The sequence below is a fragment of the Hymenobacter negativus genome, assembly GCF_017571495.1.
Taxonomy (GTDB): domain Bacteria; phylum Bacteroidota; class Bacteroidia; order Cytophagales; family Hymenobacteraceae; genus Hymenobacter; species Hymenobacter negativus.
This window is the reverse complement of sequence record NZ_JAGETZ010000018.1, coordinates 59,518-77,532: the sequence shown is the minus strand read 5'-3', so window position 1 is coordinate 77,532 and position 18,015 is coordinate 59,518. Positions and strand designations below refer to the sequence as shown.

Here is an 18,015-nt window from a genome sequence, read left to right as displayed (position 1 = left end):
TGCGCCAGAGATGCTTCGGCAAGCTCCGCGTGACGTTCTTTTTTGAGGGCGCCATTTCAACCTCCCCGCTCAATTCCCACCACTCCTTGGAAAAAATAGCCATGCTCGGCGGCGGCTCCTGGGCCACCGCACTCACCAAAATTCTCAGCGAAAACGGGGCCCGTATCGACTGGTGGCAGCGCTCGAAAGAGGACGTGCAACACCTGCTGCGCACCCGCCACAACCCGCGCTATCTCTCGGCCGTGCAGTTCGATTTGAACCAGGTTTTTCCGACCACCGACTTGGAAGACGCTATCGAGGAAGCCGACTGGCTGGTGCTGGCGGTGCCGGCAGCCTTCGTGCAGCCCGTACTTGATAAGCTGGGCCGCGATGCCCTCAAGCACAAGAAGGTGGTTTCGGCCATTAAGGGCATGATTCCGAGCAAAAACCAGCTCGTGACCGACTACGTGGCCGAGCGGTTTCGGCTGCCGCGCACGCGGCTGGGCGTCATCGCCGGCCCCTGCCACGCCGAGGAAGTGGCGCTGGAAAAGCAGAGCTACCTCACCATTGGCTCGCCCGACGCGGGGCTGGCGCTGGATTTCTGCGAGCTGCTGCGCAACCGCTACGTGCGCGCCCATCCGGCCCAGGACCTCGACGGCATTGAGTATTGCGCGGTGATGAAAAACATCATTGCCTTGGCTGGCGGCATCGCGCATGGCGTGGGCTACGGCGACAATTTCCTGGCCGTGCTGGTGAGCAACGCGGTGCAGGAAATCCGCCGCTTCCTGCAAGCCATCAATCCACAGGCGCGCGATTTATCGGCTTCGGCCTACCTCGGCGATTTGCTGGTTACGGCCTACTCGCAGTTCTCGCGCAACCGCACGTTTGGCGGTATGGTGGGCCGGGGCTACTCCGTGAAGTCAGCGCAGCTGGAAATGAACATGATTGCCGAAGGCTACTACGCCGTGAAGTCCATTCACGAGCTGAACAAGAAGCTCAAAGTGAACATGCCGATTACGGAGGCGACCTATAACATCCTTTACGAGCAGGTGCTGCCAACCACGGAAATGGAACTGCTGAAGGAGAAGCTGCGGTAATTGTGGTAATTCTTCTGGACATCGATGGCGTTTTGGTTACGACTCCGGTTTGGCGGGTTGTAGAACTTGAGCCTGATGGCTTTATGAAGTTCAATGAGAAAGCCGCGAAAAATCTGGCTCGTATCATTGACGAAACAGATGCATCAATTGTCCTGACTACATCCCACCGAATCAACTATTCGCTGGAAGAGTGGAAAGTGCTGTTGAACACCAGGGGCATAATCCCATCTTCAATCGAGAAGGTTAACGACAGCTCAGTTTTGAATCATAATCAGGACCGGGGTCGCGAAATTGAGGACTGGGTTTCACGAGGTGGATATGAAAAAAACTATGTCATTATTGACGATGACCTATCCATTAATGAATTGCCTGCTGAGATAAAGAGCAGGTTTGTTCAGACAATGCCTATGATTGGTTTGGATGAAGACGCGACCGTAAAAGCGTTAGCAATTCTGTATGATATTGAATGATATATGAACTGGCTTCCGCTTGCCCTGCTCACCGCCCTGTGCCTCGCGCTCTACAATTTCTTCATTAAGCTGGCCGCCAACCACCTGCCGCCCGCCGTGGGCGCGGTGATTCTGCAGCTGGTAGCTGCCGCACTGGGCGCCGCGTGGCTCGTGAAACTGAAGCTGCAAGGGCAGCACCTGGCCGTATCGGGCAAAGGCGTGGGGCTGGCGGTACTGGCCGGATTGGGCGTGGGACTGGCCGAAATCCTAACATTTGTGGTGTTCCAGCGCGGGGTGAATTCCTCGGTGGGTACGCCCTTGATTGTGGGCGGCTCCGTGCTGCTCACCGCGCTGCTGGGGCTGGTGGTGCTGCGCGAGGCGTTGAGCCTGCCGCAGGTGGGTGGGCTGGTGCTGATTGTGGCCGGAATTGCGTTGCTGGCGCGGGGGCACTGAGTAACCCTTTTATGAAATTCTACTCTACTAAGTGCCAATAGGCGGGGCTAGCAGTAGAGTCGGTTGGCGTGCTGATGCGGTAAATATCAACTTCCTGGTTGTGGAAGGCGGGTGGATAGGCAAAGCGCGGCTGGAAGTAGCCGCGTCGATTAGGGAAGGCTACGGCGTAGGCGTAGGGAATGCCCGGCTGTGGCGCAGCATCGGCGTGCCAGGGCCAGGCGGGCTGCTCGGCGCGGAAATACAGGCCCAGGAAAATAGCGTGGGTGGGCTCCGGAGCCAGCACGGGACCGGGTGTTTGGCGGGCCAGCCAGGCAAAGGCTTCGTGGTATGCTGCGTTGTGCTGGAGTGGGATGCGGGCATCGCGCCGCAGGCTCACCACTTGGTAGCCTGCCCAGCCCAGGGCCAGCAGCCCCAGCAACGGCCGGAGCAGCCGGAGACGGCTGGCCAGTTGCGTTTGTAGCAGCCATTCGAGGACCAGCGCCAGGAGGGTGAAAAAGAAAAACGCCTTGTAGAACATGGTGCGACCGGGGGGCAATACGCGCTGGGCCGCCAGCACCGCGTAGGGCAGGGCTATGAACCACAGCGCGGGCAGCCCCAGCCGGCGGATGGGCACTGCCAGCTGCGCGGGCAGCGCTTGCTGCCGGGCCCGCCAAAGCAGTCCGGCAGCGGCAATAAATCCGGCGAACACCAGCAGCCCGCCATACGCGACTTGCCCGGCCATAGCACCTTCCGTTTGCCACACGAAGCGGGGAAGGCCCGCGAGGAAATCGTGCAACGGCAGGGACGCCACAAAACCATTATTGAACAGCTTGGCCGGTCCCGAAATGAAAAGCAGCGGCGCATACAGCAGCAGTGAGCCCACGGCCGTAATGCCTCCTGCCAGCCCCAATCGAAGCAGGCCCGCGGCATCGCGGCGGCGCAGGCATTCCAATCCCAACCACGAAAACGCCGACCCCAGCACCAGCGCAAACGTGGGCACAGCGTAAGTGCCCAGCATGCCACCCACCACCAGCCCCCACCAGGCCCGCCGTGTTCGGGCTGTCGGCCGGCTCAGCGCCATCGTGCTGAAGAAGACCAGGCCCGCGAGCCCGGTCAGCAGCCAGTAGCCCCGGCCTACCACGGCGTGGTAGAGGCTGAGCTGGCTCAGACTAAACAGCACGGTAGCCAGCAGTGCCGGCCGAAATGCTACTTTCTCGCGCAGCAGCCCCACAAACAGCAGCCCGGTAGCCGCCGTAGCCGTGAGAACTACTGGCAGGCGCATGGTCCACCAAAAGCTGGGATTTACCTGAAAAAACAGCCAACTGAGCGTGTTGCTCAGCACATGGTTGTTGGGCAATGGATAGTAGGAACTGACTGCCAGAAGCCCCTTGCTCACAAATAGCGTGTACGAAGCGGCATCATCGTAAGCCGGAATAATCATTGGCAGACTCAGCACCAGGCGCAAGCCAGTGAGGGCGGCAAAAGCTGCTGTTGCGCCGCGCCGCTGCGCCTGCGTTAGGTCATTCAGCAAGATTGTTATTGTCCCTGAAAAACCAATTTTGTCTTGCTGACTGGGCTGTTCGGTACGCTTGGCCCGACTCCTGAATAGCACGGCCCAGCTGGTTCCTAAAGCCCCGGCAGCGATGGCAAGCCACTGGGTAGCCTGCCGTAATTCAACTGGGGTGAAAGTCCGGATTTTCCAGTGGTAGAAAGGGAAAACGTTGTTCAGTTGCTGCGTGTCGGCCCAGGTTGCGCTGTGCAGTACTATTGCCGCATAACCAGCACTGACGGCCAGTACCGCGCAGCCCAGCATGGCGAAGAAGGACAGTCTGGGAACGGAAGAAGTCATGGTTAGTGGCATGGCTTGCCCAAAATGAGCTATCTGTCGTGCTGGTTGGGCTGCACGGTGAGTTGATAAATCGTCACCAAATCGTCGTGGTAGCGGGCTTGGTATTGGGGAGGTGGGGGCGGTAGCTTCCGGTCTTCGGGCCGCCGGCCAATCACCAGGTAGTCGTAGCCGCCCGTTGCCATCGTGGCCGGTTGCGACGCCAGCCGGTCACGGCGACCGGCGGGTTCCTGCTGCTCGTAATGCAGAAAAAATAGTTCGTGAATAATGGCATGCAGCCAGATGCGGGCGGGCTGGCCGACGGGTTGCGGTTGGGACCGTAACCAGCGGTAGGCGGCTTCAACCTGCTGGGTTTCGTGGCGCAATGCCTGCACTTGGCTGCGGTTCTCGTACAGCCGGTAGCTGCCAATGCTGACAACGAGGAGCAGGAGCAGTGGGCTTTGCCAACGTGCCTGGATGTAGCGCTCCCAAGGTAGCCGTTGCAGCCACAGCATCCCCAGCAGGTAGCCAAAAAACGTGAGATACAGCAGCACGCGGGTGGGAGCATACACCCGTTGCAGCACCATCAGGAGCAGCGGCATGAGCAGTAGGAGTGAGGCCAGTTGCGCAGCGATGCGCAGTGAGGCGTGGCCTTTTTTTAGCCAATACGCACTCACCATTCCACCCCCCAGCGCCAGCGCCAGCCAGACCGGGCCACTCACGCGGAGGCTGGGCCCAAATAGTGTGGCGGCCGTTTCGTAGAGAAAGGCCCGGTAGGTAGGCCAGAATTGCGCCGGAGTTTTGGCCGCTACGTAAGGGTTGTGGAGCAGCCGTTCCCAGCCGGAAACGGCGCCTACTGGTGCATACAACAGAACGGTTATTAGTCCAACAAAAACAGCCACCACCACCAGCTGCCCCAGCGCCTGCCATCGACGCTGCCAGACAAATCCCAGCCCAAGTCCCGCACCCAGCGACACCAGCGGATAGGCGTAACTTGGTATCAAATACAGCCCCAGCACGCTGCTTATGCCAAAAGCCAGCCAGGCTAGCCGGGTATACCGGGCGGGTGTTTGCAACAGCTCTACCGTTGCAAAAAAGCCGGCTTGTAGCAGTCCGATTTGCAGAAAGTATCCGCGTCCCGCCATGGCGTAGTACACCCAGAGCGAAGCCAGGTTCACCAGTCCGGTTACGGCCAGCGCCAGTCGGGCACCTGCTATCCGGGCCAATAGCACATAGCCCAGCGCCGTCCCAACAAAGCCGAGCAGCAGACTCGGCAGCCGCATGGCCAGCAGCGCGGGTAGGCCCGCAGCCGCCAGGGGCCAGGCTAGCAGGTTGTAAAAAATATGGTTGTTGGGAATGGGGTAGTAGGTGGTGACGGTGAGCGGTCCGCGCTGGGCGAAAAAGTCATGTGACGCCATTTCGTCGGTGCTGAGCGGGTAGCTAACCAAATACCACAGGCGGGCCGCCAGAACAAGGCCAAGCAAGACGGCGGCCCAATGTTTTTCAGGCTTGGGCTGCCGCCGAAACCAGCTGGCAAAGCGCCTGCGGGCCAGCCGTGCTTCCTGGAAAAGCCCATGCGCCGGCTGAAACTGCTGATGGAGCACCACCGTGCCCAATAGCCCGGCCACGCCTGCCCCGACCAGCAAAGCCCTAAGTAGAGCAAGCCGGTCCGGGGTAAGGGCCAGTTTCAGAATTTTATACTGGAACTCGTGGTAAGGCAGTTGCCCCAGGACTTGGAGCTGGGCGTAGCTGGCGGTGCCCACCACCAGGCCCAGCGCAATGGCTGCCGTGAGCAGGCCTAGGGCGCCGGTCCAGAGCAGCCAGGGCATGATGCGGGCCGGCTGGGGCGCGGCGGGCATTAGCGGGTGGTGGGTTCGGGGAGGGCCCCCAGCTTTTCCAGCTCCGCCCACACGCGGTGCGTGGGCAGCCCCATCACCGTGAAGTAGGAGCCTTCAAGCCGCTCGATGCCGACCATGCCCAGCCAGTCCTGCGCCCCGTAGGCGCCGGCTTTGTCGAAGGGCTTGGCAGTGGCGATGTAATGACTGATTTCAGTCGGGCTGAGGGCGCGGAAATACACAGTGGTCTGGTCCGAAAACACGACTTCGCGGCCGTCGCCACAGCGCAGGCACACGGCCGTGAATACGTCGTGGGCTCGGCCCTGCAGGCGGGTGAGCATGGCAGTAGCTTCGGCTACGTCGGCGGGCTTATTCAGCACGTCATCGTCAAGGCACACAATAGTGTCAGCCGTTATTACCAGCTCGTCCGCTGCAAGACCGGGGGCGTAAGCCGCTGCTTTGTGAGCGGCCAGAAACTCGGCTACTTCGGCGCGGCGCAGGTGGGCCGGAAAGTCCTCCTCGACCTCCAAAAGCTGGATTTCATAAGGCAAGCCAAGCTCGGTGAGCAGCTGGCGGCGACGGGGCGAGTTAGAAGCTAAAATCAGTTTCACGCGGGAGAATTCAGGAAAAAGTCGGCAAACGTGTTGCCGGCTTCCTCATCTGCAATGCTGCTGAAAAGAAAGCCGCCAATGGTTTTGGGATAAAAGAACGTGGATTTGGGCGGCATCACGGACCCGGAATGGCACACGGCCTCCACCTCGGCCATGCTTACCTCATTTACGATGAAGGCGGCCCGGGCCTCGCCGCGGTCCACGCGCTGCAGGCACTCGGTAAAGTTGCGCACGTAGGCCACGCCCGGCCAGGTCCGTTGCGCATCCGGCCCCACAATACCCAGCACCTTTTCAAAAACAAAAAAATGCAGCACCGTTAAATCCAAGGCCTTTACCTCGTCTGTTGTTGTCCAGTCCATCTGTGTATGCACTTCGGGCCGCAGCCGGATTTTGTAAGCCTGCCCGCCCAGATACAGCCCAAAGGCCCAGCGTTTGCCCGCAATGATTTCCGGCAAGTCGTTGGCATCATCGGCGGGCAATACCGTGAAGTAGGGCGCGAGCCGGGCTAGTAGCTCGGTTTCAGTGAGGTGCGCAGGCAGTTCCAGCAACAGGCGGTGGGTGGGCAGAATGCGCAGGTCGTCGGCCGCCGAGTTGGTGAGGTACATGAGGTGGTAGTTCCAGGGCTCCTGACCGGTGGCGTGGCCTTCGGCAGCCACTTCCCGGGCCTGCCGATAAGCCAGCGAGCCCTCGTAGCGGTGGTGCCCATCGGCCAGAATCACCTGCCGGCGCGCCAGCACCTGCTGAAACCGCCGGATGATGGCAGCATCCTGAATCACGGCCAGCACGTCGCGCGCGCCCTGGTAGTCCTCTTCCGTTTCCACCAGCGGCGAGCGTATAGCCTCGTCCAGGTAGGTTTCCAGCTCGAAATCTTCGTCGCGGTACAGGCCGTGGGTGGCGCTGGTCTGGAACTGGGTGCGCGCGAGCAGCTCCGCCCGGTCATTCACCGAGGCGGGCAGCGTGTTTTCGTGGCGCAGCACCACGTCCTCGTCCCAGTCATACGCCCGAATGTGACACATGAAACCCTTGCGGCAATACTCGCGGGCGCTGCCCGGTAGCCGGAAATACTGATAATACGCGTAAATCCCTGGCAGCTCATCCTGGCGCAGCACGCCATCGGCTTCCCACTGCCGCAGGCGCTCCAGCGCCGCCGCCGCCGGGTCGTCGCCCCGAGGTACCGACAGATGAATGGAATTAAGTGGATTGCGGTAGAGTGCCTCCCGCTGTTTAACCGATACTACATCGAACAGCGGGGACACATACGCATCAATATCAGCACTCAGGACCGGGTTATAGCGCCAGCCGCGCACGGGTTGAATTTCAGCCAAAAGGAGAAGGGTTGAATGTTGAGGGTTGAGGGCTGAATGCGGGTGTTATTTGACTCCAATGACCAAGCTCTGAGAATTTAGCTCTTAACATTCAACCCTTCTAAAATAGTCAGCCCTTATTATGGGGCCAGGCGGCTGCGCCTCCAAGTGCTGCCTTCCAGTTCGTAAACGATGCGGTCGTGTAAGCGGCTGGGGCGGCCCTGCCAGAATTCTACTCGCGTGGGCCGCAGAATGTAGCCGCCCCAATGCTCCGGGCGCGGTAATGGATTTTGGCCTTCAAAGTGCGCTTCCAGCTCCTTTTCGCGGGTTTCCAACTCTTCCCGACTCTCAATAATCTGGCTCTGAGGCGAAGCCCAGGCACCCAGCTGGCTGCCGCGTGGCCGGCTCTGGAAATATTCGGTCGATAGGGCCGACGGGGCTTTTTCTACCCGACCTTCCACGCGTACCTGACGCTCCAGCGCGGGCCAGAAAAAGTTCATGGCGGCCAATGGCTGTCCGGCCAACTCCTGGCCTTTCTGCGAGTCGTAGTTGGTGTAGAACAGGAAGCCCGCATCATCGGGTAGCCCCTTCAGCAGCACCACGCGTGACGATGGCTGGCCACTGGCGGCCACTGTGCTCAGCGTGAGCGCCGTGGGCTCGTCTACTTTGGTGGCCAAGGCTTCATCCAGCCACACCCGAAACTGCGCGACCGCCTCCGGAAGCACATCGGTTTCGGATAGTGTGCGCTGGGCATAGGTTTGACGCAGGTCGGCAAGGTGCGGGTCGGTCATGGGCAGGAATATAGGTTGGCAGTTGCGTAATGAGGGGGTTCAAATAGGGGAGGACGCTATTGCCGGGGTGAACCCGGAACATTTTTGCAAAGACAGGAGTCTTTATTATTCTGTTTTGAAGTCAGGACCTCATTCGCGCCGCAAGGTAATACAGCTTGAAACGGCGGCTAAGCTCCCACACGGGCTGTTCATTGCGAAAGTCCTCATTCAGCCCCCCAACCTTTAACATTCGACCATCCCATGCGGCCCGGTACCCTGCTTATTTCCAAGCCCTTCCTCGGCGACCCCAATTTCGAGCGTAGTGTCATCTTGCTTTGCCGCGACGAGCCCGAAGACGGCTCTTTCGGCCTCGTGCTCAATCGCCTAACTAACCTTGTGCTCGACGACGTGCTTGACCTGCCCCCGCAGGCTGGCTCGGCTGGCAGCCTGCCCATTTATGTGGGTGGGCCCGTTGAGCCCAATACCCTGCATTATCTGCACCGCCGACCTGACCTGCCCGGTGCCAACGATTTGGGGCAGGATGTATACTGGGGCGGCGACTTTGAGCTGCTGCTGGGTCTTATTGGCAGCGGGGCCGTGCAGCCCGACGAAGTACGCCTGTTTGCCGGCTATTCGGGTTGGTCGAAGGGCCAGCTGGCGGGCGAAATGCAGGGCGAGAGTTGGATACGACACCCTGCAAGCGCCGGGAAAGTGTTTACTTTGGCATCTGATGCTTTCTGGCGGGACATCCTCCGGGAAAAAGGCGGCCGTTTCAAGGTGCTGGCTAATTATCCGGTAGACCCTCGTTTGAATTAATGCAGCCTTCGGGCTGGGATTTTGTTCCTTTACAAACTTTTTTGCGCGCTCCTCTGGCCTCTGGTATAGGCCGGCTTTTACGAAGATTTATGGCTGCTGAAGAAAACCCCACTGCCCCGCTAGCCGGCGGCACCGACCCGTCCGCTGAAGACCGGATGACCATTTTGCAACGCCGTCTCGCCGAGATTCAAAATCGGTCGGGGCAATCCGCGCCGGTGGCTCCCTCCACCACGCCCGAGCCTAATGCGGCCGGCGAAAGCCAGGTAGAACTGCCTGCACAGGGCACGCCTGCGCTGCCTGCCACGCAGCCCGAAGGTGCCGGCACCGCCGAAGCACCTGCCGATTCCGTGGTGGCCACCGACCTGGGCAGCACCGCGCCCGACGCGGGCACGCCGGAAGCAACGGCCGCTGCCGAAACGGCTCAACACGTTTCCGATGCCGTAACTGTAGACGGTAGCGACGTCTCGGCCCCGGCCGCTCGCGCTATTGCCCATTATGGCTCCGATGCGGTTTCGTCGCCCAATCCCGAGGCCTTGCCCGCTGCTGAGCACATCGACAGCGCTATTCCTGCACCGCTTGCGGACCCCGAAACCCTGAGCAACGCCAATAGCGCGGCCACGGTAGAAGACCAAGTTGCGTTGCCGGAAGTAGCCCTGCACAGCTCCAGCGAGCTGGAAACTGCGACGGAGCCCGTTGCCTCGCTGCCTACCTCTTCCGACACGCCTCTGAATGCACCGCCCGCCGATGTTGCCGCAATTGCGGCCGGTCAGGAGCCTACGGGTATTGAGGAAACGGGGGTAGCACATATTTCGGAAGCGCCAGCTCCCGATTTTACCGGGCTCGACCTACCGGCCCAGGCTACTTATCTGGTGAGCCTGCTTCGCAGCCCCAACGCTCGTCAGAACCGCAAGCAGATTCAGGACCTTACGCGCCAGTACGAAGCCAACGTGGGCCTGGCCCGCACTGCGGCCCGCGAGAAATTCGCCGCTGGGGGCGAAGGGGTGGAGGCTTTTGCGTTCCAGCAGCCGGAGGGCCAGCAGGAGCTGAATAAGGCTTTGCAGGAGTTCCGCGAAAACCGCGTGAAGGATGCCAAGGCCGAAGACGCCAGCCGGGCCGACAACCTGACGAAGAAAAAAGCCCTGCTCGACCAGCTCCGCAGCTTGGTAGAAGGTGCCGAAACGAAAGACAGCTCGGCTAAGCTCAAGGCGCTGCAAGCCGAGTGGAAAGCTACTGGTGCTGTGCCGCAAACCGACAGCCAAAGCATTTGGGATACCTATCACGGCCTGCTCGATATCTACTACAGCAAGCAGGGCCAGTTCCTGCAGATGAAGGACCTCGACCGTCGCCGCAACCTGGAGGCCAAAGAAGCCCTCATCAAGCGCGCCGAAGCGCTGGCCGATGCCCCCGGCATCAACAAAGCCCTCGACGAGCTGACCAAGCTACACGAAGACTGGAAAAACATCGGCCCCGTACCCAACGACCAGCGCGAGCCGCTATGGCAGCGTTTCATTGCGGCTTCCGATGTGCTGCACCAGCGCCGCAAGGAGTTCGTGGACCAGCGCTCGACGGTGGAGAAAAGCAACCTCGTGGTAAAGCAGGCGCTTTTGGAGCGTGTGTTGCCCTTCGCCACCTTCGACACGGACCGCGTGAATCTGTGGCGCTCGAAAACTGACGAGCTCCAGGAAATCAAAGCCGAGTGGGAAGCTGCCGGCCTTGTGCCTCGTGCCCAGGCCGATGCGCTGAACAAGCAATACTGGGCAGCTTACAAAGCTTTCTTCAACCGTAAGAATGATTTCTTCAAGTCACTCGACAACGAGAAGTCGGCTAACGTAAAAGCCAAGCAGGCCCTCATCGACCAGGCCGAAGAAGCCCAGAACAATCCCGACCACGACGCGGCCCGTCAGGTCATCATTCGGGTGCAGAAGGAGTGGAAGGATGTGGGCCGTGTGCCCGATAAGCTGGCCGATAAGCTTTGGCACCGCTTTCGCGCCGCCTGCGATGCTGTGTTTGAGCGTCCGAAGCAGGAATTCCGTCAGCGGGAAGAAAAGGTGCAGCAGGCATCGGTAGAGCAAACTGCTCACCTAGACAAAATTGCCGAGCAGGTAAACGCCCTGACTGCTGATGCCCCCGGCTCGCTGGAAGGCTTCCGCGAAATCCTGGCCAATTGGTCCACCGAATTCGACGCCACCGACGACCAGTCCAGCCGTGGCACTTCCGACCGTAGCGAAGAGCAATTGCTCGCGCTGTTGGGCAAGTACCTCGACCACGTCCCCGGCCTCCATTACGCCGACCGTGCCGAGCTGCTGTTCCAGACCGAAGTGGTCCGCCTCAAGGCCCGTCCGCACGCTCAGCAGCAGCTAGCGCGCAAGGAAATGGCGTTGCGCAAGGAAATCAATGAGCTGGAAAACGACGCTGCCACGTTGCAAACCAACCTCGACTTCTTTGCCCGTTCCAAGAATGCTTCGCAACTACGTGAGGAGTACCAGGGCCGCATTGCCGAAGGGCAGAAGCGAATTGATGCGTTGAAAAAACAGCTCAAGACCATCCGCAGCTAGCTCGCATAGTGCTGATAATCCGCAGAAAAGGCCCGTTATCATAGATGACGGGCCTTTTTGTTGATAAAAAAAACAGCGAAAAGCTGGCAATTATGGCTTGCCTGCGTACTTTTGCATCACCAACCCGCCGCCTTAGCTCAGTTGGTAGAGCTTCTGACTTGTAATCAGAGGGTCGTTGGTTCGAGTCCGACAGGCGGCTCCAGGTCATTTAAGCCCCATGCAAAACTTGCTTTTGTGTGGGGCTTTTTTTGTGGTGTGCCGGTCAGTGTGCCTAGAAGGCTAAATTGTCTGATGATGAGGTTGAATTTCCAGGCGAAACATATTGCTAGGAAATAAATTTGAACGAGCTTTATCTTTGTATCGTATTCAGAAGGTATTTAAAGCAAAATAAGGCAGCCCGGCACACGGCCAAACTGCCTTACCAACTACCTCAGTAGTTGCGTTAGTAAGAAAAGGCCAATGCCCTTCCCTACACCGCTCGCAACTCCCAGCAACACAGCCTTACCGACCGTTTGCAGTAGTTTCTTCACGCTGTCCTTTTTCATCTTGCCAGAAGTAAAAAGGGTGATACCAACCCCTATACTTCTCGAAGCCCGTCTGTCTCAACCAGTCGGGCTTCTCTTTTTACAGAGTGAGCCGGTTGGCCGGGGACATTCCAAACGTGAGTGGCACAAAGATACCAAGCCACTAGGCCAAGAAATGCGTTGGCTGATAATCCGGGGAAGCTTTTGACAACCTTGGACCCATTTTAGTCAGAGATAAGCCCTGCTGCCATTGCGGAGAAAAGTATCGGGACGTATTGCCTCTTCGTAACTTGCCTAAAATAACCCACAGGCTTCTTGTCTAGAGGAAACAAGTTTTTCTCTGGAGTTAAATAAATTAACAGCATGCTGCTATGGCAACTACGAAAAAGGTCTACTACGAGACCGACGAACCGACTGCCGACTACCCGCTGATTGACGACCTGCCTGAGGCAGAAGACCAGCACCCCGAATACGATGAAGTCTTTAATCAGGACGAGCAATCGGCCTTGCCCGTGCTGATGGTGAGCCGTCCGGCCAGCACCTTTGTCTACGACTTGGGCCACCGCGTGCAACCAGCCCCTGATGCTCCCGCTCGTCAGATTATCTGGCGTGGCCAGCTCCGGGAGCGGCGTCCCGATACCGGCTTGGTTCACCGCGTTAATGTATATCGGCTGAATGATGGTTTCTGGGATTGTTACCGAGAGGACGAGCTGATGGCTGCCTGAGGCATGAGTAGAATTCTCAGGCTTCTCCTGAGCCAGAAAAGGGCTCCTGACACTGGTCGGGAGCCCTTTTCTGGTACTAGCGCTAGCTATGCATGTGCCGCCACAACCCCCAGATAAGGCCCAACGCGCCAATCAGTGTCATCAGCACGTACACTACGCGGTTTTGGCGGGGTTGAATCTCGTTCTGCTTCATATAGGTGCTGTTTAGCAAATGCCAACGCGCACGGGGCATCAGGTGTTACCCGGCGGGTATTACCAAATGATGAAGCCGTTACTTTGGCCGCCAGGTGAAGCATAGGCCGGCGCCCCCCGCCGGGCTCCACATTGGTAGAAAGCTGGTGTCGCCTACGCCCCGGCCAGTGGCCTTGCGTCCCCAGCGGTTGCGGTGCGTGAGGTAGGCCAAGTGGGCCGACATGATGCCGAAGCCCGCGCCGGCTACCACATCAGACTCCCAGTGCTTGTTGTTTATCATCCGGAAAGCAGCTACGCTGGTGGCCAGCGTGTATGCCCCAATGCCATACCACTGGCTCTTATCGCGAAACTCGGTGTGTACGATGCTGGCCGCCAGAAATGCCTGAGCCGTATGCCCAGACGGAAACGACAGGTTGTTTGACCCATCAGGTCGTTCCACGTCGGCCAGGGTTTTCACTACATACACAGAGGACAGCATTATCAACTCGCTTTTCACAATCACCAGCCCGAGGTTCAGTCGGTCATCGTGCGATTCTACGCCGGCTAGGAGCACCACTGGAATTTCCAGATAGGGGGACCACTGCAGAAAATCATCGATGTGGTTGCGGTAGTCTCCAAAAGCCTTGCGGATGTCTCGTTTGGCATCGTATGAGCTGTAAAATCCGTTTCCATTGATGGTGCTGACGCCATAGCCGATAAGAATGGCGGGCACAATGCTGGCCCGGAAGCCCTTGCTCTTGAAAAAAGGCTTTTTGACCAATGCCGGCTGTCCGCCCGGGTTCTCATATTTATGCGTCGTATCGGCAGGAGTGGAGGGCGTTTGTGCCCGTACTAGCTGTGGGGCTCCGGCGAGTAGTGCAAGCAGTACGGTGTTCGATAAATAACGGGAACGCATCATGGGGAAGGCAAATAATATAGCTGCGAAGAAACACTGGCCAGCGCGAAGTTTTGGGTTTCTTGAGTTTGCAGTGACGTTTTGGGTGGTAAAGCTTGGAGTGGGCCACTGTAGCTTTGCGCTTTGGCAATTCCCATTTCTAATCTCTGCTGCATGTACGAAAACGTAATCGATGCCACCGCTCAGTTTATTGAGCAAAAATTCGCCGGTGAGGGCAGTGGTCACGATTGGGCGCATATTCGACGGGTTTGGCTGATGGCCCGTCGGCTGACAAAAGCTTACCCTGAGGCCGACCCGCTCGTGACGGAGCTGGCCGCCCTGTTGCACGATATTGCCGACTGGAAATTCCACGGGGGTGACTACGAAGCCGGGCCCCGCGCCGCCCGCGCCTGGCTGCAAAGCCAAGGTCTTCCCGAGCCGCTGATAGCCCGCGTCGAGACCATTATTCGGGAAGTGTCTTTTAAGGGCCTGGGTGTTGCCACTCCTGTTTCATCCATTGAAGCTGCTGTGGTACAGGACGCCGACCGGCTTGATGCCATTGGGGCCATTGGGATTGCGCGGGCATTTGCTTACGGCGGCCATACCGGTCGGCCCTTGCACGACCCCGCCATTGTGCCGGTGGTGCACGACAGCTTCGCCAGCTACCAGAAGAACTCTGCGCCTACACTTAATCATTTCTACGAAAAGCTGCTGCACCTGAAAGACCGGCTCAACACCGATGCCGGACGAGCTGTGGCCAAGGAGCGGCACGCGTTTATGGAAGCTTACGTGGCCCGGTTCCTAGCCGAGTGGGACGGCGCCGATTGATAAACGGGTAAGTCATCCGCAATTTCTGCTGTCCCAGTGTTGGTGTTGCCGGATACCTTGCCGCTACCTTTGCCCAATGAAGCTGTTCCGCCGTTTGGTTTTAATGATGCTGCCGGTGCTGCTGGTGGTTGGTTGCCGCACCTGTCCCATTGAGAGCTGCCATGTGCGCAAGGTGCACCTGCACAGCGGCGTGAAGTATCGGGGGCAGCCGCTTTGGAAGAAGCAGAATCCCGCCATTGGAGAGAAAATCAAACTGACCAGCGAAAAGCAGGGTCGTCGCGGTAACGACAAAAGCAAGCCGTTGAAATAGTTTTTGCGCCGCCAGCTACGGCCTCAAACTTGTTGAATTTAGGGCAGTAAAAGCGCTCTGTTATTCGCCGTAAAGTGGGTGCCTGGATATGGGTAAAAAAGGCCGCAGCGCTTGCCGTTGCGGCCTTTTTGTTGTATCTTCGCACGCATATAAAGAACCATTCACCCTGCGGCTGAAAACCACCTTTTTTTTGGTTTTTTAAAGCTGCCTATCAACCCCCTCAATGGCGGAAGGCGAAAAAATCATTCCGATTAATATCGAAGACGAGATGCGGGGCGCCTACATCGATTACTCGATGTCGGTTATCATCTCCCGGGCCCTGCCCGATGTGCGCGACGGCCTGAAGCCCGTGCACCGCCGCGTGCTCTACGGCATGAGCGAGCTGGGCGTGGGCTACAACAAATCCTACAAAAAATCGGCCCGTATCGTGGGCGAGGTGTTGGGTAAGTACCACCCGCACGGCGATAGCTCCGTGTACGACACTATGGTGCGCATGGCCCAGGAGTGGAGCCTGCGCTATCCCCTCGTGGATGGGCAGGGTAACTTCGGCTCTGTTGACGGCGACTCACCGGCTGCAATGCGCTATACCGAGGCCCGTCTCAAGCGCATCGCTGATGAAATGCTCAACGACCTTGACAAGGACACTGTTGACTTTCAGCCTAACTTCGACGACTCGCTCGAAGAGCCCAGCGTATTACCTGCCAAGTTTCCCAACCTGCTGGTAAACGGCACGTCGGGTATTGCCGTGGGCATGGCCACTAACATGGCTCCTCATAATATGACGGAGGTTGTCAATGGTATCATTGCCTATCTCGACAACCCCGACATCACGGTGGATGAGCTGATGCAGTACGTTACGGCTCCAGACTTCCCGACGGGCGGTATTATCTACGGGTACGAGGGGGTGAAGCAGGCCTTTCATACCGGCCGCGGCCGTGTAGTGATGCGCGCTAAAGCCACTTTCGAAACGACGAAGACAGGAAAGGAGCAAATTGTCGTCACCGAGATTCCCTACATGGTGAACAAGGCGTCGATGATTGAAAAAACGGCTGCACTCATCAACGATAAGAAGATTGAGGGCATTTCGGACATGCGCGATGAGTCGGACCGCGACGGTATGCGCATCGTGTACGACCTGAAGCGTGACGCGATGGGTAGCGTAGTGCTCAATAACCTGTTCAAATATACCCAACTGCAAAGCTCTTTTGGCGTCAACAACGTGTGCCTGGTAAAAGGCCGCCCCATGACGCTGAACCTGCAGCAGCTCATTCACTACTTTGTGGAGCACCGCGGCGAGGTCATCGTGCGCCGCACCAAGTACGAGCTGGCCGAAGCCCAGAAGCGTGCCCACATCCTGGAAGGCTTGCTTATTGCCCTCGACCATCTGGACGAGGTAATTGCCCTTATCCGCGGCTCGCGCGACCCTGAGGTAGCTCGTGGCCAGCTCATCGAGCGTTTCGCGCTGAGCGAAGTCCAGGCCCGTGCTATCCTTGACATGCGTCTGCAGCGCCTTACCGGCTTGGAGCGCGATAAAATTGTGGCCGAGTACAACGAGCTCATGAAGCTTATTGACTACCTGAATTCGGTACTGGCTTCGGAAGTGTTGCAGCGTGGCATCATTAAAACCGAGTTGGAGGATATTCGGGAGCGTTACGGCGATGCCCGACGCACGGAAATCAACTACCAGGGTGGGGACTTCTCGACGGAAGACATGATTGCCGACGAGTCGATGGTCATCACCATTTCGCGTGAAGGCTACATTAAGCGTACCAATTTGGATGAATACCGTGCCCAAGGACGTGGAGGAGCTGGTTCGCGGGGGGCTATTTCCAAGAAGGACGATTTTACCGAGCACCTGTTCGTAGCTACTACCCACGAGTACCTCCTGTTCTTCACTGAACTAGGGCGGGTATTCTGGCTGAAAGTGTATGAAGTGCCGGAAGGAGGGAAGGCCACCAAAGGCTTGCCCATCCAGAACCTCATCGAGATACCCCGCGAAGACAAGGTTCGCTCTGTGCTCAACGTGCGCGGCCTGAAAGACCCGGACTACCTCGAAAATACTTACCTGATGTTCTGCACCGAGCAGGGCACGGTGAAGAAAACTCCGCTGGAAGCCTATTCGCGCCCCCGCACGGCGGGCATCAACGCCATCACCATCAACGAAGGCGACCGGATTCTGGACGTGCAGTTGCTCGCGCCGAATTCGGAGGTTATTCTGGCGTCGCGCACCGGCCGGGCTGTTCGCTTCAACGAGAGCGAAGCGCGTTCCATGGGCCGGGCGGCGGCGGGTGTGCGTGGTATTCGTTTGGAAGAAGTACCCGGCAACCGCGTGGTGGGCATGGTGTGCGTATCCGACCCGACGCAGGAATTGCTGGTAGTGAGCGAGAATGGCTTTGGTAAGCGCAGCCAACTCGAAGAATACCGGGTAACCAAGCGCGGTGGCAAAGGCGTCCGGGCTATGAAGCTAACCGATAAAACCGGCAAGCTGGTGGCCATTAAAGACGTAAATGATGGCGATGACCTGATGATTATCAACAAATCGGGCATTACCATCCGTTTGCGAATGAGTGACTTGCGCACGATTGGTCGTGCCACGCAAGGGGTGAGGCTGATTAAAATCGGCGGCAACGATGAAATTTCTTCGGTTGCGAAGGTCGAAGCTGAAGAGAAAGAAGAGGAAATTGAAAATGGGTTGGTGGCTGCTGCTGTAACAGGGACTGAAGATGGTACGGTAGTTGAACCGCAACCCCTTGACGAAGATGACCTTCTGGATGACGAGGACGACCTTGCAGACGATGCTGATGAGGCGGACGAAGAGGAGGATGAAGCCGAGGAAGCGGACTTGGCATAATAGATGAAGTAGGAGCGGGGCGGTCCATTTGGGCCGCC

Annotated in this window: 15 protein-coding genes and 1 tRNA gene; 10 read left to right on the top strand and 6 right to left on the bottom strand. The window is 58.3% G+C overall.

Annotated features, from left to right (window positions below):
* Positions 1 to 86: 86 nt before the first annotated feature.
* The 3 genes from J4E00_RS26110 to J4E00_RS26100 are packed head-to-tail and all read left to right on the top strand — an operon-like array spanning position 87 to position 1,978.
* The gene (locus tag J4E00_RS26110; RefSeq protein ID WP_236050172.1) at positions 87 to 1,076 is read left to right on the top strand and encodes an NAD(P)H-dependent glycerol-3-phosphate dehydrogenase; all 990 of its coding nucleotides are present in this window, start codon (positions 87 to 89) and stop codon (positions 1,074 to 1,076) included.
* Positions 1,077 to 1,078: 2 nt separating this feature from the next.
* A complete protein-coding gene (locus J4E00_RS26105) occupies positions 1,079 to 1,546 on the top strand; it encodes an HAD domain-containing protein (protein ID WP_208178290.1) in 468 nt (155 codons plus the stop codon).
* A 3-nt stretch (positions 1,547 to 1,549) separates the two neighbouring features.
* Positions 1,550 to 1,978, top strand: a complete 429-nt coding sequence (locus tag J4E00_RS26100; protein WP_208178289.1) for an EamA family transporter — start codon at positions 1,550 to 1,552, stop codon at positions 1,976 to 1,978.
* 19 nt (positions 1,979 to 1,997) lie between these two features.
* On the opposite strand, the gene J4E00_RS26095 is transcribed toward J4E00_RS26100, so the two are convergent.
* From J4E00_RS26095 to pdxH, 5 genes are all read right to left on the bottom strand, one after another.
* Complete coding sequence (locus tag J4E00_RS26095; protein ID WP_208178288.1) at positions 1,998 to 3,806, bottom strand: hypothetical protein; 1,809 nt, start codon at positions 3,804 to 3,806, stop codon at positions 1,998 to 2,000.
* Positions 3,807 to 3,835: 29 nt separating this feature from the next.
* Positions 3,836 to 5,641 (bottom strand): hypothetical protein, encoded by a 1,806-nt coding sequence (locus J4E00_RS26090; RefSeq protein ID WP_208178287.1) that lies wholly within the window; start codon positions 5,639 to 5,641, stop codon positions 3,836 to 3,838.
* Positions 5,641 to 6,228, bottom strand: a complete 588-nt coding sequence (locus J4E00_RS26085; protein WP_208178286.1) for a Maf family nucleotide pyrophosphatase — start codon at positions 6,226 to 6,228, stop codon at positions 5,641 to 5,643. Before J4E00_RS26085 ends, J4E00_RS26090 begins: the two co-directional genes overlap by 1 nt.
* Positions 6,225 to 7,553, bottom strand: coding sequence for a DUF1015 domain-containing protein (locus tag J4E00_RS26080; RefSeq protein WP_208178285.1), 1,329 nt, complete (start codon positions 7,551 to 7,553; stop codon positions 6,225 to 6,227). The genes J4E00_RS26085 and J4E00_RS26080 overlap by 4 nt, the downstream gene beginning before the upstream one ends.
* A gap of 119 nt (positions 7,554 to 7,672) precedes the next feature.
* Positions 7,673 to 8,323, bottom strand: a complete 651-nt coding sequence (pdxH, locus tag J4E00_RS26075; RefSeq protein WP_208178284.1) for a pyridoxamine 5'-phosphate oxidase — start codon at positions 8,321 to 8,323, stop codon at positions 7,673 to 7,675.
* A 240-nt stretch (positions 8,324 to 8,563) separates the two neighbouring features.
* Between pdxH and J4E00_RS26070 the strand changes: the two genes are divergently transcribed.
* The 4 genes from J4E00_RS26070 to J4E00_RS26055 all read left to right on the top strand — a co-directional run bounded on the left by J4E00_RS26070 (position 8,564) and on the right by J4E00_RS26055 (position 12,922).
* Positions 8,564 to 9,118, top strand: coding sequence for a YqgE/AlgH family protein (locus tag J4E00_RS26070; protein ID WP_208178283.1), 555 nt, complete (start codon positions 8,564 to 8,566; stop codon positions 9,116 to 9,118).
* Between the two features lie 89 nt (positions 9,119 to 9,207).
* Complete coding sequence (locus J4E00_RS26065; protein WP_208178282.1) at positions 9,208 to 11,673, top strand: DUF349 domain-containing protein; 2,466 nt, start codon at positions 9,208 to 9,210, stop codon at positions 11,671 to 11,673.
* A gap of 126 nt (positions 11,674 to 11,799) precedes the next feature.
* Positions 11,800 to 11,875: transfer RNA gene (locus J4E00_RS26060), tRNA-Thr, on the top strand.
* Between the two features lie 693 nt (positions 11,876 to 12,568).
* On the top strand, positions 12,569 to 12,922 hold the full coding sequence (locus J4E00_RS26055) for a hypothetical protein (protein ID WP_208178281.1): 354 nt from the start codon (positions 12,569 to 12,571) through the stop codon (positions 12,920 to 12,922).
* 271 nt (positions 12,923 to 13,193) lie between these two features.
* Here J4E00_RS26055 and J4E00_RS26050 read toward each other — a convergent pair whose 3' ends face one another.
* Complete coding sequence (locus J4E00_RS26050) at positions 13,194 to 14,012, bottom strand: phosphatase PAP2 family protein (protein WP_208178280.1); 819 nt, start codon at positions 14,010 to 14,012, stop codon at positions 13,194 to 13,196.
* Positions 14,013 to 14,162: 150 nt separating this feature from the next.
* On the opposite strand from J4E00_RS26050, the gene J4E00_RS26045 reads away from it, so the two are divergent.
* The 3 genes from J4E00_RS26045 to gyrA all read left to right on the top strand — a co-directional run bounded on the left by J4E00_RS26045 (position 14,163) and on the right by gyrA (position 17,977).
* Positions 14,163 to 14,816, top strand: a complete 654-nt coding sequence (locus tag J4E00_RS26045; protein WP_208178279.1) for an HD domain-containing protein — start codon at positions 14,163 to 14,165, stop codon at positions 14,814 to 14,816.
* A 76-nt stretch (positions 14,817 to 14,892) separates the two neighbouring features.
* The gene (locus J4E00_RS26040; protein WP_208178278.1) at positions 14,893 to 15,126 is read left to right on the top strand and encodes a hypothetical protein; all 234 of its coding nucleotides are present in this window, start codon (positions 14,893 to 14,895) and stop codon (positions 15,124 to 15,126) included.
* Positions 15,127 to 15,349: 223 nt separating this feature from the next.
* Entirely contained in the window at positions 15,350 to 17,977 is a 2,628-nt protein-coding gene (gene gyrA / locus J4E00_RS26035; protein ID WP_208178277.1) for a DNA gyrase subunit A, read from the top strand.
* The last annotated feature ends 38 nt before the right edge of the window (positions 17,978 to 18,015 follow it).